Here is a 25,467-nt window from a genome sequence, read left to right on the forward strand (position 1 = left end):
GGGGCCCCGCCCGGAGGACCGGACGCTGTTGGTAAATCCGCCCCGCTGGATCTCATCCAGCGGGGCGGAGTGCTGCGAAGGGTGAGACGCGGGTGCGGGCGAGGGGTCTGCCGGTGAGCCAAGCATCGAGGCGGGCGAGGTTGACGGCGGCGCCGGTGAAGTGGTGTTGCAGCCGGGTCTTGGCAAGGCCGCGGTAGCGGGATCTGCGCAGGCCGAAAGCCTGGACGCCTTGTGAGATGGTGCCCTCGACGCCGGCGCGGTGTCTGTAGCGTCGTCGCCAGTGGTCGGTGTCCTGCTCGGGTCGGGCCTGCTGAAGGATCTCGTGCTCTTCCCTCGGCCGGAAGGTAAGGGAGCGGCCATGCCGGGAGTCGGTGCAATCGGCCCGCAGTGGGCACGGGCCGCAGTCTCGTGGGGAGAAGCGGACGCGGGTGACGGGAGTGCCCCGGTGGCTGTGGGTGGCACTCCAGACCGTGTTGGTCCTGCCGCCCGGGCAGGTGACGGTGGACTGGTCCCAGTCGACGGTGAAGCGTGTGTTGTCGAAGAAGTCTCCTGTGACCTGCTTCCGGTTGGTCACTTTCCCGACCGGGCCGATGAGCTCAATGCCGTGATCGCGGCGGGCGTGGTGGACCTGCTCGGCATCAACGTATCCGGCGTCCACCAGGTGCTCGTCCGGCGCGAGTCCGCGTTCGGCCAGGGCGGTGTGGATGCCCTTCAGCACGGCATCGTCGGTGACCGGTGCCTGGGTGGTGTGGATGTGGGTGATCAGGTGCGGGGCGTCGGGCTCGCAGGTCTCGCTGAGGTGGACCTTGTAGCCGGACCAGCCCAGATCCCGCTTCGCCCCGGTTCTCGCCTCGGGCTCGTGCGGGGTGCGTAAGCGGATCAGGCCGGGCGGGGTGTTCTTCGGCTCACGCCAACGCACCACACCGTCGACGTGGTGGAACTGCTGCACCCAGGTCTGACGCAGGAGCTCCACTGCGGGCAGAGCCCGCAGGCCGGGCGGAGCCTCGGGGGACCAGACGGCCTGAAGCAGCACCGTGCCGTCGGCCCCGCACTGGTCACCGTGCTCGACACGAGCGGCCCACCGGGAAGGGAAACGGCTGTCCTCGGGCCGGGCCGAGTAGCAGTCGAACCACTCCGGTGCCGCCACCATGGCCAGCCACTCACCGGCCGTCTCTGCAACCTGGTTCAGCGCCGCACGCAGCGTCTCGACCACGAACTCCAGCCGGCTCAGGTCCCTGGTCGCTGCCAGGACATGAGTGGCGTCTGTGCGTTGCCGCCTGCCCGCCTTGACCAGCCCCACCTTGCCGGCCGCCCGCAGCACGGCATCGAACACCGCCCGGTCTGCATCCGCCTCGGCCAGCCGGGCGCGGAACTCGCTGAGTACGGAGAAGTCGAACCCGGTGTCGGCCAGCTCCAGCGAGAGGGCGTACTTCCAGTCGAGACGTGAGCGGACCGCGTGCGCGGCCTGCCGGTCGGTCAGCCCCTCCGCGAACTGCAGCACCGACACCAGCGCCAAGCGCGCCGGCGACACCGCCGGCCGCCCTCGCACCGGGAACAACTCCTCGAACTGTGCGTCGGCGAAGACCGGCCCGAGCGCGTCCCGCATCCGCATCGCCAGACAGCCCTTCGGGAACACCGCACGCGCCAGCCGCACGGTCTCCTCCGGGATCTCCGCCAGCTCCACCCCACGCAACGACACGAACCCACCCCAAAACACGACGACGGCCTGCACACCCCCAACGGGGTAGTACAGGCCGTCGTCACGCAGGCCCCGCATTTACCAACAGCGCCCGGAGGACCGGGCGGGGCCCCGACGTGTGGGCGGCGGGCCCGTGCGCGGGCTCCGGGAGGCGGACGGAACGACAGGGGACTCAGCGGCCCGAGCGGCGCAGGGTCCCCCACCGGGCCTCCTGGCGGGACACCTCCGTGCGGGCCTCCTCGATGACGGCGGAGTCGATCCAGCACATCGGTTCCACGTCGACGACCAGCGGCTCATTGTCCGGGCCCCGGCCCGTCTCGTGGCCTCTGAGGACCCAGGGGCGCACGCCGGGCCCCTTGTCGTGGGGCAGGTGCGCGTAGTCGTGGAGCCGGCGCGCCACCCACAGCGGCACGGAACGGTCCTGCCACCACTTCTCCACGTCGAGCGGGTTGGCCGACAGCCCCGGCATCGCCACGCCCGTGAGCTCGTCGGTGCTGGACGTGGCGCCCAGGTCGGTGCCCGGTCCCCGCGACCAGCGGACGTACAGGCCCCGGTGGCGCCCGACGAGGCCGGCGAGTTCGGCCAGCGAACGCACGACCGGCAGGTCGTCCGGTGCGCTCATCTCATGACCTCCCTCTCGCCTCAGGCGCTCGGGGTACCCGCCCGGAGCAGCCGGAATCGGTCCGGGACGACTTGTTCCGGCGGCGCGGCGGCACCGTCCCGCGGTGCGGGCGCGGCGCCGCCGGACGCTCATGGCGTGTCCGGCCTGCCCTTCGTGAACAGCCAGGTGTGGAACAGCCGGTCCAGGTCCTTGCCGGATACCTTCTCGGCCAGGGCGGTGAACTGGGCGGTGGTCCCGTTGCCGTGGCGGTGGCCGGCGGCCCAGTCGCGCAGGATCCTGAAGAACGCCGGGTCGCCGACGGCCCGGCGCAGTTCGTGCAGCGCCATGGCGCCGCGGTTGTAGACGGGGCTCGCGAAGATGTTGCCGCCGCTGCCCGGGTCGCCGGGCGGGAACTCCCACAGCTCGTCGCCGGCCGGGCTCTCGTACAGCGCGTCGAAGCGGTCCTGGGCGCTGCGGCCGCCGTGCTGCTCGGTGTAGAGCCACTCCGCGTAGGTCGCGAAGCCCTCGTTGAGCCAGATGTCCTTCCAGCGGGTGACGGAGACGGAGTCGCCGAACCACTGGTGGGCGCTCTCGTGGACGAGCGTGCTCAGGCTCGGCGCGGAGTCGTACAGCGGCCTGCCCTGCGTCTCCAGCGCGTATCCGACGGACCGGGCGTGGTCGACGACGGCCCCGGCGGCCCGGAAGGGGTAGGGCCCGAACAGCTTGCTCTCCCACTCCAGCACCGAGGGCAGCTTCTTCAGGACGGAGGCGGCGTCGGCGGCCTCGCGCGGGTCGACGGCGTTGTAGACCTCGAGACCGTCGCGGGTGGTGTACCGCTCGACCTGGAACTCGCCCACGGTGGCGGTGGCGAGGTAGGCGGCCATCGGCTCCGGCTGGCGCCAGCGGAAGGTGGTGCGGCCGGCGGCGGTGCGGCTGCCGAGGTAGAGGCCGTTGGCGACCGCGGTGTGCCCCTGGGGGACGGTGATGGTGAAGTCGTACGACGACTTGTCCGTCGGGTGGTTGTTGGCCGGGAACCAGGTCATGGCGCCCTGCGGCTCCCCGGCGACGAAGGCCCCGTCGTCGGTGGGGATCCAGCCGTCGTCGGAGCCGTCCGGGTCGGTGACCGCTTCGGGTGTTCCGTCGTAGGCGACGGTGACGCGGAAGCGGTGGCCCTTGGGCAGGGTGGTGCGCGGGGTGACGACGAGTTCCTGGCCGTCGCGCCGGAAGACGGCCGGGGCGCCGTCGACGGTGAGCCGGGTGACGTCGAGGCCCTTGAGGTCGAGGTCGAACCTGGCCAGGCGCTGCGTGGCGCGGGCGGTGAGCACCGCGGTGCCGTCGAGGTGGCCGCTGTCCGGGTCGTAGCCGAGCGTCAGGTCGTAGTGCTCGACGTGGTAGCCGCCGTTGCCGGCGAGCGGGAAGTAGGGGTCGCCCGCGCCGACGGAGCCGGTGGTGCGGGCCGCGGCGTGGCCGGGGGCCGTGTGACCGGCGGGGGCGTGGGCGGGGCCCGCCGCCGCGGGGCCGCCGGCCGCCAGCAGGGCCGCGAGGGCGACGGGAACGGTGGCGGCCACGGCATCACGGCGCGGGACCGCGCTGCGTCCGGCTCCGGCGGGCCGCTCGGGGGGTGGCGTCACGTGCTCTCCTAGGAGTTTCGGGGGGATGGCGCGCGATCAACGCCCCACAGACTAGGGGCTGTCCCGCCGCGGATCGGCGGAGTTTCCGCGACACGTCGTACCGCGTCGAGCCTCACGGCCGCCGGAGGTGGGCCGACGCCCGGTCCGCGCGCGACCCCGCACCGCCTCGTCCGCCGAACCGGTCCGTCGCGCGACGGCCCTGATGTCGTGTCACCTGGCACCGCGACGCCGCTGGAGCGGCCCTTCGCCGAGGGGCGGGCCGCTTGGTCAGGCCGTCTGCTCGGCGGCGGCGCGGCCGGCCGCCCGGCCCGAGAAGAGGCATCCGCCGAGGAAGGTGCCCTCCAGGGCGTTGTAGCCGTGGACGCCGCCGCCGCCGAAGCCGGCCACCTCGCCGGCCGCGTACAGACCCTCCACGGGCCGGCCGTCCATCCCGAGGGCGCGCGAGTCGAGGTCGGTCTGGATGCCGCCGAGGGTCTTGCGGGTCAGGATGTGCAGCTTGACGCCGATGAGCGGGCCCGCCGCCGGGTCGAGGACGCGGTGCGGGGCGGCGACCCGGCCGAGCCGGTCGCCGATGTAGCGGCGGGCATTGTGAATGCCCTGGACCTGGGCGTCCTTGCTGTAGGGGTTGGCCATCTGCAGGTCGCGGGCCTCCACCTGGCGGCGTACCCCGGCGGGGTCGAGCAGCGGCTCGTCGGTGAGCTTGTTCATCTTCTCGACGAGCTGTTCGAGGGTGTCGGCGATCACGAAGTCCGCGCCGTGCCGCAGGAAGTCCCGCACGGGGCCGGGCGCGCCCTTGCCGAGCAGCCGGTCGCGCAGCACCGCCTTGCGGTCCTTGGCGGTGATGTCGGGGTTCTGCTCGGAGCCCGACAGGGCGAACTCCTTTTCGACGATCTTCCGGGTGAGCACGAACCAGGAGTGGTCGTGCCGGGCGATGTCCTCGGTGGTGCGCAGGTGCCGGAGGGTGCCGAGCGTGTCGTAGCCGGGCAGGCAGGGGTCGGGCAGCCGGCGGCCGAGGGCGTCGAGCCAGATCGAGGACGGCCCGGGCAGGATGCGGATGCCGTGGCCGGGCCAGATCGGGTTCCAGTTCTGGATGCCCTCGGTGTAGTGCCACATGCGGTCGCGGTTGACCAGCCGTACGCCGGCCCCGGCGCTGATGTCCAGCATCCGGCCGTCGACGTAGGCGGGGACGCCCGTGACCATCCGGGCCGGCGGGGTGCCCAGGCGCTCGGGCCAGTAGCGGCGGACGATGTCGTGGTCGGCGCCGATGCCGCCGGAGGTGACGATCACGGCCTGGGCGGTGAGTTCGAACTCGCCGACGGCGTCCCGGTTGGAGGCGACCCCGCGGGGCGAGTCGTCCGGGGCGAGGACGGTGCCGCGCACCCCGCGCGCCGTGCCGTCCTCGACGACCAGCTCGTCCACGCGGTGGCGGTGGTGGAAGGTGAGCAGCCCGTCCCGCGCCGCCTGCCGGGCGTAGTCGGCGAAGGGCTCCACGACGCCGGTTCCGGTGCCCCAGGCGATGTGGAAGCGGGGTACGGAGTTGCCGTGGCCGTCCGCCCGGAGGTCGCCGCGCTCGGCCCAGCCGACGGTGGGCAGCAGCGAGATGCCGTGCCCGGCGAGCCACGACCGCTTCTCCCCGGCCGCGAACTCGACGTAGGCGCGCGCCCAGCGCACCGCCCAGGAGTCCTCGTCCTCGGTCCGGTCGAAGCCGGCGCTGCCCTGCCAGTCGTTCCAGGCCAGGTCGAAGGAGTCCTTGACGCCCAGGCGGCGCTGCTCGGGCGAGTCGACGAGGAACAGCCCGCCGAAGGACCAGTAGGCCTGCCCGCCGAGGTTGGCGGCGTTCTCCTGGTCGACCAGGGCGACCCTGCGGCCCCGGCTGGTCAGCTCGTGCGCGGCGACCAGACCGGCCAGACCGGCTCCGACGACGATGACGTCCGCGTCCATGGCGACCGTCTCCTTCCTCAGTCTTCTTCTGCGGGGGTGGTGAGGTTCTCTGCCGCGGGGGCGGCGGGGCCCGTCCGGGCGGGCTCGCCGTGTCCCGCGCGCGCGGGCGCGCCGCCGGCCAGCAACGCGGTGAGCAGCTGCCGCAGCCAGGCGCGGGCGGCGTCGACGTCCTTGTCCAGCAGCAGCTGGACGGTGACCCCGTCGTACGCGGCGACGACCGCGTGGGCGGCGCCGTCCGCGCCGCCGAGGACGGGGGGCAGGGGGGTGTGGCGGTGGGCGCGGGCGAGCCGGCCGGCGATCGCCCGGCGCAGGTGGGCCCGGTGTTCCAGCAGCGTCGCGGCGACGGCCGCGTCGCGGGCGGCGTGCACCAGGAAGTCCGTCTTGACCAGGAGCCAGTCCAGGTCGAGCAGCAGCACCTCGGTGACCCGGTCCACGGCCGCGGGCACGTCGAGGTCCGGTCCGTCGGCGGCCAGCGCCCCGGCCACCTGGTCGGCGATCAGGCCGGCCCGGTCCCGGTAGAGGGCGAAGAACAGCTCGTCCAGAGTGGCGAAGTTGGAGTAGAAGGCGCCCCTGCTGTACCCGGCGGCCTCGCAGACCTCCTCGATCGAGACCCGGCCGAATCCCTTGGCGGCGAAGACGCCGAACGCGGCCTCCAGCAGCCGCGCCCGTGTGCGCACCCGGCGCTTGGTGACACGCCGCTCCGTCTCCTCGCCCGCCATGCCCGGTCTCCGTCCGCCGCCGTTCGATACGTCAACGTATCCGATGCATCGGTGTATCGAAAGAGGTTCGAGGTCCGCCGACACGGCGGCGACCGACTGGCGGAGGCTCCCGTCGACGGCCACGAAACAAAAGGGAACACGTTTTCGATTAAGGAGTAGGCTGGACCCATGACCGCGCACCACCTCCAGTGCTCCCTCTTCGACCAGGCCGACGAGCTCCGGCTCGGCCCCCTGGACGGTCTCCGACGCACCGGGCTCGGCCTGGGCGCCTGGATCGACGTCCTGCCCGGCTGGCTCACCGGGGCCGACGACCTGTTCGAACAGCTGGCCGCCGAGGTGCCCTGGCGGGCCGAGCAGCGCAAGATGTACGACAACGTGGTCGCCGTCCCGCGCCTGCTCGCCTTCTACGCCTCAGGCGCCCCGCTCCCCCACCCGGTGCTCGCCGAGGCCCGGGACGCCCTCTCCGCGCACTACGGCGACGAACTGGGCGAGCCGTTCACCACGGCCGGGCTGTGCTACTACCGCGACGGCCGGGACAGCGTCGCCTGGCACGGCGACCGGATCGGGCGCGGCGCGCGCGAGGACACCATGGTCGCGATCCTCTCCGTGGGAGCGCCCCGGGACCTGCTGCTGCGCCCCGCGCACGGCGGCGGGGCGACGGTGCGGCGCCCGCTCGGGCACGGCGACCTGATCGTCATGGGCGGCTCCTGCCAGCGCACCTTCGAGCACTGCGTGCCCAAGAGCACGCGAGCGACCGAGCCGCGCATCAGCATCCAGTTCCGCCCCTCGGGCGTGCGCTGATGCCTCCCCCGTCCACGACGTGCCGTCGTCTGGTTTGCTGTCCTGCGGCAGACGGCGGACCGGGACGCGGGGAGACGCGATGCGGGCGGGAGTGCGGCAAGTGGCCGACGGCACCTACCTGGTGCACGGCAGCAACACCAACTGGGTGATCCTGACCGAGGGCGACGCGGTCACGCTCATCGACACCGGCTACCCCGGCGACCGGCGGCAGGTGCTCGACTCGCTGGCGGAGGTGGGCGGTTCTCCGCAGGCGGTGGCGGCGGTGCTGATCACCCACGCGCACAACGACCACCTGGGCTCCGCCCAGTACCTGCGCGAGGCCTACGGCACCCCCGTGCGGGCGCACGAGGCCGAAGTGCCGCATGCGCGCAGGGAGTTCCTGCATCAGGTGACCATCGGGCAGGTGCTGCGCAACGGCTGGCGGCCGGGTGTGCTGCCTTGGGCCGTGCACGCGCTGCGGGTCGGCGGCACCGCGCACGTGCCCGTCGCCGAGCCGGAGCCGCTTCCGGCGGCGGGCCCGCTGGACCTGCCGGGACGGCCGGTGCCGGTGCACACCCCCGGTCACACCCGGGGCCACACGGTCTTCCACCTGCCGCAGGCCGGCGTGGTCGTCTCCGGCGACGCCCTGGTCAGCGGCCACCCCACCTCGCGCGTCCAGGGGCCGCAGCTGCTGCCCGACATGTTCCACCACGAACGGGCCCAGGCCCTGGCCTCGTTGGACATACTCGCCGAGCTCGACGCGGACGTGCTGGCGCCCGGCCACGGACCCGTGCACCGCGGCCCGATGGACCGGGCCGCGCAACGGGCCCGGGAGCACGCACTCTAGGGTGCGGCCATGGCCTTGCAGATCAGCGCCACCAACCCGGAGCACCCCGCCCTCCTGCTCGCCCTGCCCTGGGAGACGCCGCTCGAACAGTGGCCCGAGGAACACCTCGTGCCGCTGCCGCGCGGCATCTCCCGGCACGTCGTGCGCTACGCCCGCGCCGGCGAGGAGGTGATCGCCGTCAAGGAGCTCGCCGAGCGGCCGGCCCTCAGGGAGTACGAACTCCTGCGCGACCTGGACCGGCTCGGCATCCCGGCGGTGGACGCGCTCGGCGTGGTCACCGGCCGCACCGACCGCTCGGGCGCTCCGCTGGAACCGGTGCTGATCACCCGGCACCTGGGCGGCTCGATGCCGTACCGCTCGATGTTCGAGACCACGCTGCGCCCGGCCACCATGCACCGGCTGATGGACGCCCTGGCCGTGCTGCTGGTGCGGCTGCACCTGGCCGGGTTCGCCTGGGGCGACTGCTCACTGTCCAACACGCTCTTCCGGCGCGACGCGGGCGCGTACGCCGCCTATCTGGTCGACGCCGAGACCGGCGAGCTGCACCCCCGGCTGAGCGACGGACAGCGCGAGTACGACCTGGACCTCGCCCGGGTGAACATCAGCGGCGAACTGCTCGACCTGGAGGCCTCCGGGGCGCTGCACCCGTCCGTGGACCCGGTCGAGTTCGGCACCGAGATCTGCGCCCGCTACCGGGGGCTGTGGCAGGAGCTGACCCGCACCTCGGTCTACCCGGCGGGCAAGTACCACTACATCGAGCGCCGGATACGCCGGCTCAACGACCTCGGTTTCGACGTCGCCGAGATGCAGATCGAGTCGTCCTCCACCGGCGACACGGTCACCTTCGTGCCGAAGGTCGTCGACGCCGGCCACCACCAGCGGCAGCTGTTGCGGCTGACCGGGCTGGACACCGAGGAGAACCAGGCGCGGCGGCTGCTGACCGACCTGGAGAGCTGGATGGCCACCCAGGACGACTACGTCCCGGGCGGCCTCGCGTCCGGCTCCCGGCTCGGCGCCGGGAACTCCCACGCCGCCCGTCCGGAGGTGCTGGCGCACCGCTGGGTGCGGGACGTGTTCCGGCCGACCGTGCGGGCGGTGCCCAGCGAGCTGCGCGGCGCCATGGACGCGGCCGAGCTCTACCACCAGCTGCTGGAGCACCGCTGGTACCTGTCCGAGCGGGCGCAGCACGACATCGGCCTCGACACCGCCGTCGCCGACTACGTCGCCCGCATCCTGCCCAAGGCGCGCGACACGCTGGAGCCGCCGGAGCCGGAGTGAGGGCGGGCGCCGGTCAGGTGTGCGGGACGACGGCCACCGGGCAGCCGGCGTGGTGCAGCACGCCGTAGGCGACGGAGCCGATCCGCGCGCCCACCGCCGTACGGCGCGCCCGGCGGCCCACGACCAGCAGCTGGGCGTGTCCGGCCGTCGACAGCAGGACCTGGCCGGCGCTGCCCATCTCCACGTGCTCGACGACGGGCACGTCGGGGAAGCGCTCGCGCCACGGCCTGAGCGCCTCGGCCAGCGCCTTCTTCTCATACGGCTCCAGGCCGCCGGCCTCGTCGAGGAGCTTGAGCGAGCCGGGGCTGTAGGCGAACACCGGCGGCAGGGTCCAGGCGCGCACCGCCCGGACGGTGGCGCCGCGGGCGGCGGCGGTCGCGAAGGCGAACCGGAGGGTCTCGGCGCTGTCCTCCGGGTCGCCGTGCTGGCCGACGACGACCTCCCGGCCGGCGGCCTCCGCGGCGGGCTCGTCGTCGGCGCGCACCAGGACGACGGGCCGGGTCGCCTCGGCGATCACCTGCTGGCCGACGGAACCGACGAGGAACCCGACGAGGGGGCCCCGGCCGCGTGAGCCGAGGACCAGCGCCTCGGCGTCCGCGGCCGCGGCGACGAGCGCGTCGACGGCGCCGTCCTCCACGGCGTCGGTCGTGACGGTCAGCCGGGGGTGGCGGTCGGCGAGGGTCCGGGCGGCGTCGGCGAGCCGGTCGCGCACCCGTTCCCGCTGGGCGTCCCGGTCGCCGAGGTCGAAGGCGTCGTGCGTCTCGAAGCGCCAGGCCTGCACCACGCGCAGCGGCAGGGCGCGCCGCTCGGCCTCCCGGCCCGCCCACGCCAGCGCGGCGAGGCTCTCCTCGGATCCGTCCACCCCTGCCGTGATCGGCCGCGTCATGCCGTCCGCCTCTCTGTGTCGCCGTCCCGCCCGTGGGTCTTCCCCGCCCAGTCTTCCGCATGCGGTGGACGGGACCCGGCACGGGTGTGGTCGGGTACCGGACGGCGGTCCGGGCGGCCGGTCCGGGCGGCGCCGCACCGCGCCGGACACGGAGATGCCCCGCCCGGAGGCGGGGCATCCGTGTCACCGTGGCCGGCGGGCCGTCAGTTGCGGGCGGCCGGGGTGTTGGCGGCGGTGACGTTGACCGCGGCCCAGGCCTGGTCCACCGTCTTGTACTCGGTGCTGCTCGCGCCGTAGAGGTCCTTGGCCGCCTGCAGCGTCGCGACACGCGCGTCGTGGAAGTCGGTCGAGGAGACCATGTAGCGGGTCAGCGCCCGGTAGAAGATGGCGGTGGCCTTGGTACGGCCGATGCCCTTGACCGTGAGGCTGTGGTACGTCGGCGAGTCGTAGGCGACGCCGCCGATCGTCTTCTTGCCGCTGCCCTCGGCGAGCAGGTAGTACGCGTGCGAGGAGACGCCGGAGCCGGCGTGCACCTCGGTGTAGTACGTGTCCGACGACCAGTAGTCGACCGTGCCCTCGAGCTTGTCGAGGGAGGGGTGGTCGAGACGGCGCAGGAACTTCTGGGACAGGCCCAGCTTCTCGCCGATGAGGTAGTTCGGCGGGTTCTTCGCGTTGTTGGCGTAGAACTCGACGTTGGAGCCGAAGATGTCGGCCAGCGACTCGTTCAGCGCCCCGGGCTCGCCGTACTGGTTGCCGTAGACGTCCACCATGGTGGGCTCCAGCTTGGCGGTGGCGTCCACCACGCCGTGGGTGAGCTCGTGGCCGGTGACGTCGAGCGCCACCAGGGGCTTCTTGAACGTCTGCCCGTCGCCGTCGCCGTACAGCATGCAGCCGCACGTCGGGTCCCAGAACGCGTTCGCGATCCGGTTGCCGAAGTGGACCATGGCCTGGGCGCCCTTGGAGTTGTTCTCGATGCCCTTGCGCCCGAAGGTCTTGCTGTAGAAGTCCAGCGTCTTGGTGACGCCGTACTGCGCGTCCACGGCGGCGCTGACGCGGCTGGAGACCGCGCCGTTGCCCCAGGTGTTGGTGCTGCTGACGATCTTCTTGCCCTTGGCGAAGCTCTCCGACTCCGTGTTCTGGGCGTCCCGGGTCTCGGTGCCGTAGCGCGTCGGGTCCTTGAGCAGGAACCAGGGCTTGGACGTCTGGGTCGTGGTCAGCGAGACCTTGCCCACGAACAGGGACGAGCCGGTGCCCGTGACCGTCTTCGGGAAGGTGTTGGCCACGGCGGTGCCGATGGAGCCGAGCGATCCCGCCGGCGGCGTGCTGTACGTGGCCGGGTCGATGACCTGCCCGCTGCCACGCAGGACGGAGAGCAGCTTCGGCGACAGGAACTCGTCGCTGTCGGGGGTGTTGCTGCGCACCGCGCCGGTGACGGCGTCGACGACGACGGTCCGGGAGCCGGTGGACTCCGAGGTGGCGGCGTCGGTGACCCGGACCTGATAGGCGAGGGCCGAGGCGCCGTCCCGGGCGTCCACCACGAGCTGGGCGCCGCTCGCGTCGCCCTGGGTGACGGCGGCGGCCTTGGCCGCCGCCTGAGCGGCCGTCAGCTTCGGCTTGGCGGTGCCGGGCTCGACGGTGTGCTCGGCGCCCCGGGTGACACCGGTGTAGGCCAGCGTCCGGCTCAGGTGGACGACGAGGTCGCCGCCGAGCACGGGCATGCCCTGGTGGGTACGGGTGAACCGGACGTGCCGCGCGCCCTCGGGGTCGATCATGACGTCCTGGACGCGCAGTTCGTCCCCCTGGACGACGCCGGTCGCCGACCCGTGGGCGAAGGCGGCGGCGCGGGCGGCGCTCGCCACCAGGGCGGTGGAGGCGCTCGCCGACGCCGCGGTGCGGCTCGGCCCCGCGGCGGGGGCGGCCAGCGCCTGGCCGGCCAGGCCCGTGACGGCCGTCGTCGCGACGACGGCGACCGCCACGCTGCGTATGTGGGGTCTTTGCACTCTGTGGAGTTCCTTCGTTCGTGCAGGCGGCCGGGAAGGCCGGCCGCCCCGACGCGTGGCGCGGTCGCGCCACGGGGGCCGGACGGCCCCGGACCGTACACTTATGGATCAGTCATGGGCATGTAAAGCACGAATGGACCATTCCGTGCGCCCGATGACAATCCTTTGCCAATCCGTCCCACTCGGTGATCGATGGGTGACCAACTGTGTGTCGCCTGTGGAGATGTGACGCGATGCGAGATGGTTGCGTGGCTCACATGTGATCGATCTCGCACGGACCACGCGCGCACGGAGACGGGAGAGGAATCCTATGGCCTCACGGAGGATGTGCCGGAGCACGGTGCTCGGGTCGCTGGCGCTGGCCCTGGTCGCGGGACCGGCCCACGCGGTGGACCGCCGTCCGGACACCGCCACGCCGACGCCGTCCGCCGCGCCCGCCAAGCCCGCCGCGCCCGCCAAGCCCGCCGCGCCCGCCAAGTCCGCCGCGTCCGCCAAGTCCGCCGCGTTGCCGGCGCCGGACCCGGCGGCCCTCGGGCGCGTGCTGCGCACCGCCGTCGCCCAGGGCGCGCCCGGCGCGATGGCGCTGATCGACGACCACCGCACCGCCTACGACGACCACGCCACGGTCCACCACGCGACCGAGGGGCTCGCCGACCGCGGCGCCGGCGAGGCGATGGCGAGCGCCGACCGGTTCCGCATCGGCAGCGTCACCAAGACCTTCTCCGCCGTCGTCCTGCTCCAACTGGCCGCCGAGGGCCGGCTGAAGCTCGACGCCTCCGTGGACCACTACCTGCCGGGCCTGCTGCCCGACGACCGGATCACCGTGCGGCACGTGCTCGGCCACCGCAGCGGCCTGTACGACTACACGTACGACATGTTCGCCGAGACCGTGCCCGGCTTCGAGGCCGTGCGCACCAAGGTCTTCACCTACCGCGACCTGGTGGCCCGGTCCCTGCGGCACCCGCTCACCCACGCGCCCGGCACCGCCTACTCCTACTCCAACACCAACTTCGTGGTCGCCGGCCTGCTCATCGAGAAGCTGACCGGCCATCCGGTGCGCACCGAGTACGAGAACCGGATCATCGAGCCGCTGAAGCTGACCGACACCTTCTACGTCCACCCCGACACGAAGATCCCCGGCCGCCACGCGCACGGCTACCTCACCCCGGACGCGGCGAAGTCCGCCCTGGTGGACGCCACCGACCAGACGGCGTCCTGGGCGCAGAGCGCGGGCGCCCTGATCTCCTCCACCCGCGACCTGAACACCTTCTTCTCGGCCCTGCTGGGCGGCCGGCTGCTCCCGGCGGACCAGCTCGCCCAGATGCGGCGGTGGATGCCCGCGGGCACCGGTCAGGCCTACGGGCTCGGGCTGCGCCGCCGCGACCTGTCGTGCGGGGTCTCGGTCTACGGGCACACGGGCGCCGTGCAGGGCTTCTACACCTACGCCTTCACGAGCGAGGACGGCCGACGCAGTCTCTCCGCGCTCGCCAACACCTCCAACAACGCGGCCGTGCAGGAGACGATGCTCGGCACGCTGGAGTCGGCGTTCTGCGGCAAGCAGGCCGAGGCGCCCGCCGCCGCCGGCGCCTCCCACCCGGCCGGAGCCGACGACTTCGCCCAGTGACCTTGGCGGAAGCCGGTCCTCCGGGCCAGGATGCCCGGATGCAGAGTGATCTTTTCTCCAGTGAGCACGTCGTACGGCCCGCGACCGCGCCGGGCATGTACCTCGAGAACGCCAAGTGCGTGAAGTACGCGGTGGATGGCGAGATGTTCGCCCGGCAGGGCTCGATGGTGGCCTTCCGCGGCGACCTGGCCTTCGAGCGCAAGGGCCAGGGCGTGGGCGGCATGCTCAAGCGCGCGGTCACCGGTGAGGGCCTGCCGCTGATGGCGGTGCGCGGGCGGGGCGAGGCCTGGTTCGCGCACGAGGCGCAGAACTGCTTCGTCGTCGCGATCGGCGCGGGCGACGAGTTCACCGTGAACGGCCGCAACGTCCTGTGCTTCGACGCGTCGCTGGCGTACGAGATCAGGACGGTGAAGGGCTCGGGCATCGCGGGCGGCGGGCTGTTCAACAGCGTGTTCACCGGTCAGGGCCGGCTCGGCCTGGTGTGCGACGGCAACCCGCTCGTCATACCGGTCACCCCCGAGCAGCCGGTGTACGTCGACACCGACGCCGTCGTCGGCTGGACCGCCCGCCTGCAGACCTCGCTGCACCGCTCGCAGTCGATCGGCTCGATGCTGCGCGGCGGCTCCGGCGAGGCGGTGCAGCTGATGCTGCGCGGCGAGGGCCATGTCGTCGTCCGGCCCAGCGAGGCCACTCCGCACAAGGCGCAGCAGCACTGAGGGATCTTGACCGGCGCGGTCCTGCCGGGTGAGGGTCGAGACGGTGCGGATCCCCAGCCCCGCGCCGAAGGGGTGAACTGCCGTGATCGGCATCTCGGAGATCGAAACCGCGGCCGGGCGGATCGCCGGACACGTCGTGCGGACCCCGACGGTGCCGAGCCCCGGCCTGTCCGCGCTGCTCGGCGTCCCGGTGACCGCGAAGCTGGAACTGCTCCAGCGCACCGGCTCGTTCAAGGCGCGCGGCGCCACGGCGAAGCTGCTGTCGCTGGACCCGGCGGAGCGCGCCGCGGGCGTGGTCGCGGTCAGCGGCGGCAACCACGGGATCGCGCTCGCGGTGATGGCCGCCGCCCTCGACGTGAAGGCCACGGTGGTCATGCCGCGCACGGCCCCGGCGCGCTCCATCGCGATCGCCGAGGAGACGGGCGCGTCGGTGCGGCTGACCGACGGCATGGACGAGGCGTTCACGACGGCGGCCCGGCTGCGCGACGAGGGGCTGACCCTGGTCCACCCCTTCGACGATCCGGTCGTGATCGCCGGACAGGGCACGGTCGGCCTGGAGCTGGCCCGGGACGCCGGCGAACTGACCGACGTGCTGGTCAGCGTCGGCGGCGGCGGACTGATCGCGGGCGTCGCCGCGGCCCTGCGCGCGCTGCGGCCCGGGGTGCGGGTGTGGGGCGTGGAGACGGAGGGCGCCGAGGCCATGTCCCGGGCGCTGACGGCCGGCGGCCCGGTGCCGGTGGCGCTCTCCTCGGTGGTCACCACGCTGAGCGCTCCCTCCGTGTCCCAGCTGACCTACGACCACGCCGCCGCCCTGGTCGAGGAGGTGCTCGTGGTCCCCGACCGGGAGGCCGTGCGGGGCTGTCTGGACCTCGCCGAGCACGCCAAGGTGTGGACGGAGCCCGCCGCGGGCTGTCTGCTGCCGGCCGCCCGCCGGGTGCGCGAGCGGGTCGGTGCGGACGCCCGGCTCGGGCTGGTGGTGTGCGGGGGCAACGCGACGGTCGCGGACATCATGGCCTGGACCGAGCGGTTCGCCCGGCGCTGAGGCCGCGCCGGCCGGTCCTCGTCCACACCGGCGGCGGTCGTCCTGAACGCACCCGGCGCCCGCGCCCGTACCTCTGGGAAAGGTGACAGCCCGAGGTCCGGCGAGGGATGACCATGGTCGACGAACAGGCGTTGGCACACGAGCTGTTCGCCGGGCGGTACCGGCTCGTCGAGGTTCTCCACCGGAGCAAGGGCCACGTCTGCTGGTACGGCGAGGACCGCACCACGCGGCGCCCCCGCCTGGTGACGAGGACCGGGCTGCCGGCCGGCGCCGGACCGAAGGACGCCCGCCGGATCACGGCACGCGTGCTGCGCGCCTCCGAGACGATGGCACTGCTGCGGCCGGGCCGGGTCGCCCGGGTCGTCGACGCCGGCGCGGGGGCGGACGCGCTGTGGACGGTCGTCGAGTGGGTCGACGGCACTCCGCTCGGTGAACTCCTCGACCAGGAGGGGCCGTTGCCGCCCCTGCGGGCGGCCCGTATCGGCCTGGGCCTGCTCGACGTGCTGGCGAGCGCGCACGCCGAGGGCATCACCCACGGCGAACTCGGCCCCGGTCAGGTGTACGTCCGGGACGGCGGCCATGTGGTGGTGACCGGCTTCGGTCTCGCGGGCGCGACCGGTGCGGCGCGGCTCACCGCGCCGTCGTACGCCGCTCCGGAGCAGGCCCGCGGCGAGCGTTTCGGGCCGGCCGCCGATCTGTGGGCGCTCGGCGCCCTGCTCCACCACATGGTCGAGGGGCGGCCGCCGTTCCGTGACCGGGGCCGGCCCGAGGCGACGCTGCGGGGTGTGGAGCGGCTCCCGCCGCGCGGCCCGCTCAGGGCGGGGCCGCTCACCCCGGTCGTGCGGGGGCTGCTGCGCAAGGACTGCCTGGAGCGGCTGCCCCGGCCCGTGGCCCGCGACGCGCTCGTGCGGGTGCTGAGCGAGAACACCGCGCCGATCGCGGACGACGACGCACGGCCGCGGGAGGCCGGCGCGTACGCGTCGGTGCTTCGGCGGGCGGGGCGGGCCCGCGGCCGGGGCGCGTACCCGCCGGTGCTCCGGCGGGCGGGGCGGCTCCGCGGCCGGGGCGCGTACCCGCCGGTGCTCCGGCGGGCGGGGCGGCTCCGCGGCCGCCGGCCCCTGGCCGCGGGCGCCGTACTGGCCGTCGTCGCCGTCGTCCTCGCCGGCCTGACCGCGGTCCATCGGCTCCCCGGCGTGTCGGGCACCGCCGCCGCACCGCCCTCCCGCACCGCCACCGCCGCCGCGCCCGGCGCCGGGACGGCGGGCGGCGCCCCGCGGTCGCCCGCGGCTCCCACCGGGGCCCCCTCGGCGCCGGCGGCCGTCCCGCCGGCCGGCTACCGCCGCTACGACGCCCCCGAGGGCTTCTCGGTCGCCCTGCCCGCCGGATGGCGGCGGCTGAGCACCTCGCGCGCGGCCGACCGGGGGTACCGCGTCGTCTTCGGGGCGGCCGGGGACGCCCGCACCCTCGCCGTCACGCACAGCGAACGCCTCGGCGCGGACCCGGTCGCCGTGTGGCGGGACGACGTCGAACCGGACCTCGAACGGCAGCCCGGGTACCGGCGGATCGGCACGGTACGCGCCACCGCCTACCAGGGCCGTCCGGCCGCCGACATGGAGTGGCTGTCCGACGCCGGCGGGCGGACGCTGCGCACCTTCGGACGTGGCCTCCTGCTCGGCGGACGGCGCGGATTCTCGCTGCGCTGGACCGTCCCGGCCGACGCCTTCGGGACGGCCGCGAACCGGCGGGTCCTCGACGTCCTCCTTCGGACGTTCCGCCCGGCGGCTGGATGAGCCGTCCGTTTTCGTCCCGGCCGGGCGGGGACTCGGACGGCATGGTGCAAATCGGATACACGATGATGACCGAGCAGGCCGGGCCCCGTGAGCTGGTGGGCCATGTGGTGCGGGCCGAGGAGGTCGGTTACGACTTCTCGGTCATCTCGGACCACTACTTCCCGTGGCTGCGCTCGCAGGGACACGCGCCGTACGCGTGGAGCGTCCTCGGAGCGGCCGCCCAGGCCACCTCGCGCATCCCGCTCATGACGTACGTGACCTGTCCGACCTTCCGCTACCACCCGGCGGTCGTGGCGCAGAAGGCGGCGACGGTGCAGCTGCTGTCCGAGGGCAGGTTCCGCCTCGGCCTGGGCGCGGGCGAGAACCTCAACGAGCACGTGGTGGGAGGCGGCTGGCCTTCCGTCGACGTGCGCCACGAACGCCTGGAGGAGGCCGTCGAGATCATCCGCGCGCTGTTCGGCGGCGGTCATGTCACCCGGCACGGCGCGCACTTCGACGTGGAGTCGGCCCGGCTGTGGGACCTGCCGGACCAGCCGCCGCCCATCGGCATCGCCGTCTCCGGCGAGCAGTCGTGCAGGCTGGCGGGCCATCTCGCCGACCTGGTCATCGCCACCGAGCCCAAGGCGGGGCTGGTGGAGGCCTTCGACCGGCACGGCGGCGAGGGCAAGCCGCGGGTGGGCCAGCTGCCGGTGTGCTACGACACCGACCGGGACGCGGCGATCAAGCGGGCGCACGCGCAGTTCCGCTGGTTCGGCAGCGGCTGGAAGGTCAACTCCGAGCTTCCGCACCCGGACGCGTTCGAGTCCGCCACCCAGTTCGTCACCCCCGACGACGTCGCCGAGTCGATCCCGTGCGGCGACGACCCGGAGGCCTTCGTCGAGGCCGTCCGTCCCTACGCCGACGCCGGATTCACCGAGGTCGCCCTGGTGCAGATCGGCGGCGACGCGCAGGAGCCGTTCCTCGACTGGTCGGCGAAGACCCTGCTGCCCGCGCTGCGGGACGCCCTCGGCTGATCCGGGGCGGGACCAGGGCCGGAGGCGGGGCGACACCGCCCGCCCGATAAGGACCGTGCGGGGGCGGGAGCGGGCGGGCGCGGGCGCGCGGGACGCGATTCACCCGGTCGCCTGAGCATCTTGCGCGTTCCGGGGGTACTAGAGGGCCCTACGTCCTGATGTCCTCGGAGGGCCCTTCTCGTGAACTGTTTCGTGCACAAGTCCTTGGTCGTGCAGCTGCAGGCGGGCGGCACGGAACGCTTTCCCGTGCTGGCGCACCTGAGTTACGACGCCGAGGACCCGTTCGCGGTCACGGCCGTCTTCAGCCACGACGGGCGGGTGCTCGCCCGGTGGAAGCTGGACCGGGAGATGCTCGGCGAGGGGCTGACGCACCGGGTGGGCCTCGGCGACGTCCGCTTCCACCCGGTGACGACCGGTCCGTGGGAGGAGCTGTGCATGGAGTTCTTCGGCGACGTCCACCCGGACGGCGGCCGGCATCACGCGGCGGTGTACGTGTGGGCGCCGGCCGTGACGGAATTCCTCAGGGAGACGTGCGAGGTGGTGGCGCCGGGCGAGGAGCAGGTCGGCGTGGACGACTTCCTGGCGGAGGTCATCGCGGGGAGCTGACCGGGACGGGCGGCGGGGGCGCGTCCATGGCCGGGCCGAACGGCCGGGTGCCCCCGCCCGGCCTCGGGCGCCCCGTGCGCGGTCTCAGCGGGACGTGTAGCGGCGCCGGGTCCACAGCGGCAGCACGAACCAGCACAGCAGGTACCAGGCGACCACCAGCGCGACCAGCCAGGGCACGAGGCCGCCGTGCGTGGCCACCCTGAGGATCAGCAGCAGCGCCGCGGCCATGGTGGCCAGCAGCAGGACCAGGCCGACGAAGGTCAGCCGCGACGCCCAGCGCACCGCCTGGGGTTTCACCCGCCGCCCGGAGACGAGGCGGTGCAGGGAGACCGGCCCGATCAGCGCGCCGGTCGCCGCGGCGCCCAGGACGACCGTGACGATGTAGATGGTCCGGTTCGTGTCGTTCAGGCTCTCGTACTTGGGCTGGAAGGCCACGGTGAGCAGGAAGCCGAAGAGGATCTGCACGCCGGTCTGGGCCACCCGCACCTCCTGGATGAGCTCCACCCACATGCGGTCGGCCCGCTCCTCCTCCGTCTCGTCGCGCCCCCGCCGTCGCGCCTCTCCCGGCCCGCCTGCCGCCACCGTCACACCGCCTCCCGCCTCCGCGCACCCGCGTCCTCGTCGTCCGGGTCATCCGAGTCGTCCGTGGTCGTCCGACATCGCGGGTTCCCCGAGGACGGCGGATCCTGCCTGGTCGGTGCGTTGTTTGAGCGATCAGCGGCCGGTTACACGGTCCGGTGACGAACGGCAGCCCAGTCGAGGAGGTCCTGGCCGATGCCCGGCACGCAGCTCACGGTGACGCTCAGCGGTGGCGAGGTCGCCGACGCCCAAGCGGTCGTCAGGGCCCTGGAGGCGACCTTCGGGGCGCCGGACGAACTCCCCGGCGACGAGAACGCGACGGTCCGTACGGCGACCTTCTCCGCCCCGGCCGGAGAAACCGGCGGGGCCGCCGGTCAGGAGTCCGGCGGTTCGCCCGGGGGCGGACGTCTCACCGCGCCCGTCACCGTCACGGTCCAGGGCACCCCGCAGGCCGTGCGGCGGGCCGGCGACACGCTCAGCCGCGCCTTCAACGCGCACGACGAGGGCGCCGCCGCCGGTGACCAGGAAGAGGAGCGGCAGCTGCGCCTGGAGCCGTGAGCGCGCTCCGGTGCCCGGGCGCCCGCCGAAGGCCTACCAGCGGGCCTCGACCTGGTCCTTGATCCGGCGCTCGTACAGGTCCCGGATCGCCGTCAGGGTCTCGTCGGTGAGCGGCGGCATCTTCCCGGCGGCCGCATTGGCGCGGGCCTGCTCCGGGGACCGGGCGCCCGGGATGACCGTGGTGACGCCGGGCTGCTGGATGATCCAGCGCAGCGCCAGTTGGGCCGGGCTGCACCCCTCGGGGGCCAGCGCGGCGAACTCGGCGGCGGCCTCCACGCCCGTCCCGTAGTCGACGCCCGAGAAGGTCTCGCCCTGGTCGAAGGCCTCGCCGTGCCGGTTGTAGGTGCGGTGGTCGTCGGCGGCGAAGACGGTGTCCTTGGTGTACTTGCCCGACAGCAGGCCGGAGGCCAGCGGGACCCGGGCGATGACGCCGACGCCCGCCTCGCGAGCGGCGGGCAGCACCTCGCGCAGCGGCTTCATCCGGAACGGGTTCAGGATGATCTGCACACTGGCCACGTTGGGCCGGGCGATCGCGGTGAGGGCCTCGGCGCAGGTCTCCACGCTGACGCCGTAGGCGGCGACGCGCTCCTCCTCGACGAGGGTGTCCAGGGCGTCGAACACCTCGTCGGTGGAGTACACGGGCGTCGGCGGGCAGTGCAGCTGCACCAGGTCGATCCGGTCGACGCCGAGGTTGCGCCGGGAACGGTCGTTCCAGGCACGGAAGTTGTCCAGCACGTAGTTCTGCGGGATCTGCTCGACGCGCCGGCCCATCTTGGTGGCGACCAGCACGTGCAGGTCGGGCCGGGTGCTGAGGAAGGTGGCGATGGTCTGCTCGCTGCGGCCGTCGCCGTACACGTCGGCCGTGTCGAAGAAGGTCACCCCCGACTCGGCGGCGGTCTCCAGTACGGCGAGGGCTTCCTTGTCGTCCACGTCGCCCCAGTCGGCGCCCAGTTGCCAGGTGCCGAGCCCGACGACCGACGCATGCTGGTGCGACCTGCCGAATTCACGTTCGTCCATGGGGCCAGTCTCGCACCCGCACGCGGCGCGCCCGGACCGTCGGTACGGCCCGCCGCGGCCGCTCACCCGGGCAGGGGCGTCAGCTGGCCCTGCACGGCGGGCGCGTACCGCTCCACCAGATCGTCGATCGCGCTCGCGCGCAGCGCCGGGCCGCGTGCGATGCCGTACATCGCGCTGAGGCCGAGCAGGACGCCGACGGCGAGTTCGGCGCGCAGCGGGGCGTCCGGGCCGGTGAGCCGTTCGGCCAGGCGTTCGGTCACCTGGGTGCGGAAGTTGGCCCGCAGGAGGTCGCCGCGCTCGCCGTGCAGGGGTGCGAAGACGATCCGCAGAACGGGGTCGGCGCCCCGGTCTCGCTGGCTCAGCAGGACGTGACGGACCATGTGGCGGCCCAGTTCGGGAAGCGGTGCGTCCAGCAGGCCCGCCGCGTCGCCCTCGAAGGACATGACGCGGGCGAAGAGGGCGTCCTTGGAGCCGAAGTACTTCAGGATCAGCGGCGGGCTCACACCGGCGCGTTCGGCGACCGCCTTGAGCGTGATGCCGGCGTGCCCCTGCCGTGCCAGGAAGTACCGGGCGGCCCTGAGGATGGCCGCCTTGGTCGCCTCGGCGTCGCGCCGGGCGGGGAGGGCGGCGCCCGGCGCCGTGTCCGGCGGAGTGCTCACGCCTCCTCCAGCGCCTGGTCCCGCGCCTCGCGTGCGTCGGCGCGGACGCGGGTGGTGCTGCCCTGCCCGTCGTCGCCCGGGATGCTCAGGGCGGCGGCGCACGCGACGAGGGCCACGGCGGCGGCCATCGCGAAGGCCAGCAGGTAGCCGTGCAGGGTGGGGACGGACGCCCCGCCGAGCGGGCTGCTGTGATGGACGAGGACCGCTGCGACGGCGGCGCTGGAGACGGCCTGGCCGATGGTGCGCATCAGAACGTTGACGCCGTTCGCGGAGGCGGTCTGGGCGGCGGGGACGGCCCGCAGGATCAGGGTGGGCAGCGCGGAGTAGGCGAGGGTGGTGCCGGTCGCCACGACCGTCGCGCCGAGGATGACCATCCACAGGTCGCGGCTGTCGGCGATACGCACCATGTACCCGCAGGCGATGACCGCGGCCCCGAGCGCCAGTGTGACGCGCGGGCCGCGGGCCGCCGAGATGCGGGCCGACAGCGGCGAGAACAGCAGCATGGTGACGCCGCCCGGCAGCAGGCACAGGCCTGTCTGCACGATCGACAGCCCGAGCCCGTACCCGGTGGCCTTCGGCGCCTGCACCAGCTGGGCCGTCACGAGGGTGTTGGCGTAGAACGCGAAGCCGGTGAGCAGGGCGGCCACGTGGGACAGGCCCACCCGGGGACGGCTGACGAGGCGCAGGTCGACCAGCGGGCGGGCCGCGCGCAGCTGTTGCCACCACCACAGGGCGAGGACGACGACGGACCCCGCGAACAGGCCGAGGACCCGCGGCCCGGTCCAGCCCCACTGGCTGCCCTGGGACACGCCGAGCAGCAGGCAGACCAGGCCGGCGGCCAGGCCGAGCGCACCCGGAACGTCGAACCGGCCCGGCTCGCGCACGGGCGACTCGCGCACCGCCCACCACACCGCGCCGACCCCCAGCGCGCCGAGGGCGCTGGTCAGCCAGAACATGGTGTGCCAGTCGGCGTACTGGATGACCAGCGCGGCCAGCGGCAGACCGAGCGCTGCGCCGATGCCGACGGTGGAGCTCATCAGCGCGACCGCCGAGCCCCGGCGCTCCGGCGGCAGTTCGTCGCGCAGGATGCTGATCGACAGGGGCACCACGGAGGCCGCCGCGCCCTGCAGCGCGCGGGCGGTGATGAGCACGGCGATGTCGGAGGACAGCGCGCACATCACCGAGCCGAGAGTCATGAGGGCGAGGGCGGAGGTCAGTACCCGCCGCTTGCCGTACATGTCGCCGGCGCGGCCGAGCACGGGGGTGAGGACGGCGCCGGAGAGCAGGGTCGCGGTGACCGTCCAGGAGACCGCGCCCGGCGACGAGCCGGTCAGCCGGGGCAGGTCCGGCAGGAGCGGGACGACCACCGTCTGCATGACGGCCATGAGGATGCCGCCGTACGCCAGCACCGGGATGGTGAGCCGGTCCCGCAGGCGCGGGCTCCCGGGGAGCGCGCCGGACGGGTCGGATATCGGTGCGGGCTGTTCCATCGGCACTCCAGCGGCGGGGGTTGACGCGGGGTGAACAGCCATTCACCTTATCGGGTGAATGGCTGTTCACCAACGTCTGCCGGCCGTCGCCCGCCGTCCCCGAAGGGCGCGCCGGGCTATCCGGCGGTCGCCGCCGTGCGGCACTCCGGGTGGCCCCAGCCCTGGTCGTTCTTGGCGATGGGTTCGCCGGCGGCGTAGGAGCGGCCGCACACGCAGCGGCCGGGGAACTTCGCCTTGATCGTGCGGGAGGCCCCCGAACCGGCGGCGCGCGTCCGCTTGGCGCCGTTGCCCTGGCCGGTGCGGCGGCGGGGCGCGGCGGGGGCGGTGGGCGAGGGCGGCGGTTCCGGCGAACCGAGGGCGCTGCCCGCGGGCACCTGGGCGGTCGCCGCCTGGCTGGCGGCGCGGTCGGCGAAGTCGTTGAGCGGGTCGCCGTCGACCTGGTGGGCGGGCACGTAGCGGAAGTCCACGGTACGGCCGTCGAGGAGCTCGTCGATCCGCACGACCAGCTCCTGGTTGGCGACGGGCTTGCCGGCCGCCGTCTTCCAGCCGTTGCGCTTCCAGCCGGGCAGCCAGGTGGTGACGGCCTTCATCGCGTACTGCGAGTCCATCCGCACCTCGAGCGGCACGCCCGGGTCGGTCGCCGTCAACAGCCGTTCCAGCGCGGTGAGTTCGGCGACGTTGTTGGTGGCCGTGCCGAGGGCGCCGGCCTCCCAGCGGGCCGCCGTCTCGGCATCCTCGGAGACCACCCACGCCCAGCCGGCCGGTCCTGGATTTCCCTTCGACGCGCCGTCGCACGCGGCCACCACTCGTTCAAGCATGGCCTCGATGATGCCACGGCCGCACGGGCCCCCGGGGCCACGATCCGGCCTGGTCGGGAGGGGAGGGCCCCAGGGCCTGTCCGACACATCCCCCGTCGTTCGCCCAGAGGGCGGGCCTCGCGGGTCCGGTGCGTGCGAGCGCAAGGCGCCGAAGCGTCCTCGACGGGGGTCCCCCTGCTCGTCGAGAGCTCGGGGGAGGAGCCACGTGGGCGCTTCGGCGACGCGACCTGGGGGTTCCCCCTGCTCGAAGAGCTTCGGGGAGTGCGCGCCAGGCACCGCGAGGCAGGCGGACATGCGTCAGGCAGGCCCTAACCCTCGGCGGCCTGCGGCATCTCGCCCCGTCTCGTCGTGACGTCGATCACGGAGAAGTTCGCGCCCTGCGGGTCGCTGAGCGCGGCGACCCGGCCGAAGGGACTGTCCGCCGGGCCGAACCGCACCACCCCGCCGAGCCCGGTGGCGGCGGCCACGGCCGCGTCGCAGTCGGGGACGGTGAAGTACACGTTGACGTACGGGGGCACCTCGGGCGGGAAGTCGTCCGTCATCCGCATCCGGCCGAGGACGGGATCGCCGCCGAGGTCGAAGACGCGGAAGTCGATCGCCTCGTCCTCGATCCGCTTCGCGCGGTAGCCGAACACGGCGGTGAGGAAGGGGTCGGTCCTGTCGGGCTCTCGGGTGAAGACCTCGGCCCAGCAGTAGGCGCCGGGCGTACCGACCGCCTCGAAGCCCTCGTGGGTCCCACCCTGCCAGACGCCGAACACGGCGCCGCTCGGCTCGCGGGCCAGGCACATGGTGCCGAAGTCACCGACGCGCATCGGCTCCATCAGCAGTTCCCCGCCGTGGTCGCGGATCCGCGCGGCGGTGGCCGCGGCGTCCGGCGAGGCGAAGTAGAGGCACCACTGCGACCGGCCCTCCTGACCGGGCGCGGGGGGTACGACGGCGGCCACCGCCTTGCCGTCCGCGTACGCCTCGGTGTAGTTCCCGGACTCCGACGACGACTCGCCGAAGCTCCAGCCGAGGACGTGCCCGTAGAAGCGCCGGGCCTGCTCGACGTCGGTGAACATCGCGTCGGCCCAGCAGGGTGTTCCCTCAGGTCGTACGGCCATGGCCGCGGTCCTCCGGTCCGGTGGTGTGTCCGGTCTCTCACGCTAGTCATCCCCGTCACCGGGCGCACGG

At 73.7% G+C, this 25,467-nt stretch carries 23 protein-coding genes; 10 read left to right on the forward strand and 13 right to left on the reverse strand.

The window, feature by feature from the left end; translation table 11 throughout:
- Window positions 1–52: 52 nt before the first annotated feature.
- The 5 genes from ACH5A8_RS14305 to ACH5A8_RS14325 all read right to left on the reverse strand — a co-directional run bounded on the left by ACH5A8_RS14305 (window position 53) and on the right by ACH5A8_RS14325 (window position 6,591).
- Window positions 53–1,699, reverse strand: a complete 1,647-nt coding sequence (locus ACH5A8_RS14305) for an IS1182 family transposase (RefSeq protein WP_399001585.1) — start codon at window positions 1,697–1,699, stop codon at window positions 53–55.
- A gap of 172 nt (window positions 1,700–1,871) precedes the next feature.
- The gene (locus tag ACH5A8_RS14310; protein WP_399001587.1) at window positions 1,872–2,321 is read right to left on the reverse strand and encodes a DUF6098 family protein; all 450 of its coding nucleotides are present in this window, start codon (window positions 2,319–2,321) and stop codon (window positions 1,872–1,874) included.
- 128 nt (window positions 2,322–2,449) lie between these two features.
- Window positions 2,450–3,868: a M1 family metallopeptidase gene (locus tag ACH5A8_RS14315; RefSeq protein WP_399002378.1), complete on the reverse strand. Its 1,419-nt coding sequence runs from the start codon at window positions 3,866–3,868 to the stop codon at window positions 2,450–2,452.
- Between the two features lie 330 nt (window positions 3,869–4,198).
- A complete protein-coding gene (locus ACH5A8_RS14320; protein ID WP_399001589.1) occupies window positions 4,199–5,872 on the reverse strand; it encodes an FAD-binding dehydrogenase in 1,674 nt (557 codons plus the stop codon).
- A 17-nt stretch (window positions 5,873–5,889) separates the two neighbouring features.
- Entirely contained in the window at window positions 5,890–6,591 is a 702-nt protein-coding gene (locus ACH5A8_RS14325) for a TetR/AcrR family transcriptional regulator (RefSeq protein WP_399001592.1), read from the reverse strand.
- 168 nt (window positions 6,592–6,759) lie between these two features.
- Between ACH5A8_RS14325 and ACH5A8_RS14330 the strand changes: the two genes are divergently transcribed.
- The 3 genes from ACH5A8_RS14330 to ACH5A8_RS14340 all read left to right on the forward strand — a co-directional run bounded on the left by ACH5A8_RS14330 (window position 6,760) and on the right by ACH5A8_RS14340 (window position 9,496).
- Complete coding sequence (locus ACH5A8_RS14330; protein WP_399001594.1) at window positions 6,760–7,392, forward strand: alpha-ketoglutarate-dependent dioxygenase AlkB; 633 nt, start codon at window positions 6,760–6,762, stop codon at window positions 7,390–7,392.
- Window positions 7,393–7,471: 79 nt separating this feature from the next.
- The gene (locus tag ACH5A8_RS14335; RefSeq protein ID WP_399001596.1) at window positions 7,472–8,218 is read left to right on the forward strand and encodes an MBL fold metallo-hydrolase; all 747 of its coding nucleotides are present in this window, start codon (window positions 7,472–7,474) and stop codon (window positions 8,216–8,218) included.
- Window positions 8,219–8,227: 9 nt separating this feature from the next.
- Entirely contained in the window at window positions 8,228–9,496 is a 1,269-nt protein-coding gene (locus ACH5A8_RS14340) for a DUF4032 domain-containing protein (RefSeq protein WP_399001598.1), read from the forward strand.
- 13 nt (window positions 9,497–9,509) lie between these two features.
- Here the strand turns inward: ACH5A8_RS14340 and ACH5A8_RS14345 are convergent, their stop codons facing one another.
- A complete protein-coding gene (locus tag ACH5A8_RS14345; RefSeq protein ID WP_399001600.1) occupies window positions 9,510–10,382 on the reverse strand; it encodes a universal stress protein in 873 nt (290 codons plus the stop codon).
- A gap of 203 nt (window positions 10,383–10,585) precedes the next feature.
- Window positions 10,586–12,382, reverse strand: coding sequence for a M4 family metallopeptidase (locus ACH5A8_RS14350; protein WP_399001602.1), 1,797 nt, complete (start codon window positions 12,380–12,382; stop codon window positions 10,586–10,588).
- A 310-nt stretch (window positions 12,383–12,692) separates the two neighbouring features.
- Between ACH5A8_RS14350 and ACH5A8_RS14355 the strand changes: the two genes are divergently transcribed.
- The 6 genes from ACH5A8_RS14355 to ACH5A8_RS14380 all read left to right on the forward strand — a co-directional run bounded on the left by ACH5A8_RS14355 (window position 12,693) and on the right by ACH5A8_RS14380 (window position 19,173).
- Complete coding sequence (locus ACH5A8_RS14355; RefSeq protein WP_399001604.1) at window positions 12,693–14,006, forward strand: serine hydrolase domain-containing protein; 1,314 nt, start codon at window positions 12,693–12,695, stop codon at window positions 14,004–14,006.
- Between the two features lie 38 nt (window positions 14,007–14,044).
- Window positions 14,045–14,722: an AIM24 family protein gene (locus tag ACH5A8_RS14360; protein ID WP_399001606.1), complete on the forward strand. Its 678-nt coding sequence runs from the start codon at window positions 14,045–14,047 to the stop codon at window positions 14,720–14,722.
- A gap of 82 nt (window positions 14,723–14,804) precedes the next feature.
- The gene (locus tag ACH5A8_RS14365) at window positions 14,805–15,764 is read left to right on the forward strand and encodes a threonine/serine dehydratase (protein WP_399001609.1); all 960 of its coding nucleotides are present in this window, start codon (window positions 14,805–14,807) and stop codon (window positions 15,762–15,764) included.
- 107 nt (window positions 15,765–15,871) lie between these two features.
- Window positions 15,872–17,554, forward strand: coding sequence for a serine/threonine-protein kinase (locus tag ACH5A8_RS14370; protein WP_399001611.1), 1,683 nt, complete (start codon window positions 15,872–15,874; stop codon window positions 17,552–17,554).
- A 41-nt stretch (window positions 17,555–17,595) separates the two neighbouring features.
- Window positions 17,596–18,567, forward strand: coding sequence for an LLM class F420-dependent oxidoreductase (locus tag ACH5A8_RS14375; protein ID WP_399001613.1), 972 nt, complete (start codon window positions 17,596–17,598; stop codon window positions 18,565–18,567).
- Between the two features lie 180 nt (window positions 18,568–18,747).
- Window positions 18,748–19,173, forward strand: a complete 426-nt coding sequence (locus ACH5A8_RS14380) for an SsgA family sporulation/cell division regulator (protein WP_399001615.1) — start codon at window positions 18,748–18,750, stop codon at window positions 19,171–19,173.
- Window positions 19,174–19,257: 84 nt separating this feature from the next.
- On the opposite strand, the gene ACH5A8_RS14385 is transcribed toward ACH5A8_RS14380, so the two are convergent.
- Window positions 19,258–19,683, reverse strand: coding sequence for a DUF6328 family protein (locus ACH5A8_RS14385; protein ID WP_399002380.1), 426 nt, complete (start codon window positions 19,681–19,683; stop codon window positions 19,258–19,260).
- A gap of 264 nt (window positions 19,684–19,947) precedes the next feature.
- Between ACH5A8_RS14385 and ACH5A8_RS14390 the strand changes: the two genes are divergently transcribed.
- Window positions 19,948–20,310: a hypothetical protein gene (locus ACH5A8_RS14390; protein WP_399001617.1), complete on the forward strand. Its 363-nt coding sequence runs from the start codon at window positions 19,948–19,950 to the stop codon at window positions 20,308–20,310.
- A 33-nt stretch (window positions 20,311–20,343) separates the two neighbouring features.
- Here ACH5A8_RS14390 and ACH5A8_RS14395 read toward each other — a convergent pair whose 3' ends face one another.
- The 5 genes from ACH5A8_RS14395 to ACH5A8_RS14415 form a co-directional block, all read right to left on the reverse strand.
- On the reverse strand, window positions 20,344–21,327 hold the full coding sequence (locus ACH5A8_RS14395) for an aldo/keto reductase (RefSeq protein WP_399001619.1): 984 nt from the start codon (window positions 21,325–21,327) through the stop codon (window positions 20,344–20,346).
- 62 nt (window positions 21,328–21,389) lie between these two features.
- Window positions 21,390–21,986, reverse strand: coding sequence for a TetR family transcriptional regulator (locus ACH5A8_RS14400; protein ID WP_399001621.1), 597 nt, complete (start codon window positions 21,984–21,986; stop codon window positions 21,390–21,392).
- Window positions 21,983–23,476 (reverse strand): MDR family MFS transporter, encoded by a 1,494-nt coding sequence (locus ACH5A8_RS14405; protein WP_399001623.1) that lies wholly within the window; start codon window positions 23,474–23,476, stop codon window positions 21,983–21,985. The genes ACH5A8_RS14400 and ACH5A8_RS14405 overlap by 4 nt, the downstream gene beginning before the upstream one ends.
- 116 nt (window positions 23,477–23,592) lie before the next feature.
- Complete coding sequence (locus ACH5A8_RS14410) at window positions 23,593–24,294, reverse strand: ribonuclease H (protein ID WP_399001624.1); 702 nt, start codon at window positions 24,292–24,294, stop codon at window positions 23,593–23,595.
- A gap of 308 nt (window positions 24,295–24,602) precedes the next feature.
- The gene (locus tag ACH5A8_RS14415; RefSeq protein WP_399001626.1) at window positions 24,603–25,397 is read right to left on the reverse strand and encodes a VOC family protein; all 795 of its coding nucleotides are present in this window, start codon (window positions 25,395–25,397) and stop codon (window positions 24,603–24,605) included.
- Between the last annotated feature and the right edge of the window lie 70 nt (window positions 25,398–25,467).

The sequence above is a fragment of the Streptomyces sp. NPDC018610 genome (genome assembly GCF_044391765.1).
GTDB lineage: Bacteria > Actinomycetota > Actinomycetes > Streptomycetales > Streptomycetaceae > Streptomyces.

Excerpts from the sequence above, each read along its gene's own strand:
- ACH5A8_RS14310 (WP_399001587.1), bottom strand. The coding sequence starts at position 2,321 with ATGAGCGCACCGGACGACCTGCCGGTCGTGCGTTCGCTGGCCGAACTC.
- ACH5A8_RS14320 (WP_399001589.1), bottom strand. The coding sequence starts at position 5,872 with ATGGACGCGGACGTCATCGTCGTCGGAGCCGGTCTGGCCGGTCTGGTC.
- ACH5A8_RS14325 (WP_399001592.1), bottom strand. The coding sequence starts at position 6,591 with ATGGCGGGCGAGGAGACGGAGCGGCGTGTCACCAAGCGCCGGGTGCGC.
- ACH5A8_RS14330 (WP_399001594.1), top strand. The coding sequence starts at position 6,760 with ATGACCGCGCACCACCTCCAGTGCTCCCTCTTCGACCAGGCCGACGAG.
- ACH5A8_RS14335 (WP_399001596.1), top strand. The coding sequence starts at position 7,472 with ATGCGGGCGGGAGTGCGGCAAGTGGCCGACGGCACCTACCTGGTGCAC.
- ACH5A8_RS14340 (WP_399001598.1), top strand. The coding sequence starts at position 8,228 with ATGGCCTTGCAGATCAGCGCCACCAACCCGGAGCACCCCGCCCTCCTG.
- ACH5A8_RS14345 (WP_399001600.1), bottom strand. The coding sequence starts at position 10,382 with ATGACGCGGCCGATCACGGCAGGGGTGGACGGATCCGAGGAGAGCCTC.
- ACH5A8_RS14355 (WP_399001604.1), top strand. The coding sequence starts at position 12,693 with ATGGCCTCACGGAGGATGTGCCGGAGCACGGTGCTCGGGTCGCTGGCG.
- ACH5A8_RS14360 (WP_399001606.1), top strand. The coding sequence starts at position 14,045 with ATGCAGAGTGATCTTTTCTCCAGTGAGCACGTCGTACGGCCCGCGACC.
- ACH5A8_RS14370 (WP_399001611.1), top strand. The coding sequence starts at position 15,872 with ATGACCATGGTCGACGAACAGGCGTTGGCACACGAGCTGTTCGCCGGG.
- ACH5A8_RS14375 (WP_399001613.1), top strand. The coding sequence starts at position 17,596 with ATGGTGCAAATCGGATACACGATGATGACCGAGCAGGCCGGGCCCCGT.
- ACH5A8_RS14385 (WP_399002380.1), bottom strand. The coding sequence starts at position 19,683 with ATGTGGGTGGAGCTCATCCAGGAGGTGCGGGTGGCCCAGACCGGCGTG.
- ACH5A8_RS14390 (WP_399001617.1), top strand. The coding sequence starts at position 19,948 with ATGCCCGGCACGCAGCTCACGGTGACGCTCAGCGGTGGCGAGGTCGCC.
- ACH5A8_RS14395 (WP_399001619.1), bottom strand. The coding sequence starts at position 21,327 with ATGGACGAACGTGAATTCGGCAGGTCGCACCAGCATGCGTCGGTCGTC.
- ACH5A8_RS14405 (WP_399001623.1), bottom strand. The coding sequence starts at position 23,476 with ATGGAACAGCCCGCACCGATATCCGACCCGTCCGGCGCGCTCCCCGGG.
- ACH5A8_RS14410 (WP_399001624.1), bottom strand. The coding sequence starts at position 24,294 with ATGCTTGAACGAGTGGTGGCCGCGTGCGACGGCGCGTCGAAGGGAAAT.
- ACH5A8_RS14415 (WP_399001626.1), bottom strand. The coding sequence starts at position 25,397 with ATGGCCGTACGACCTGAGGGAACACCCTGCTGGGCCGACGCGATGTTC.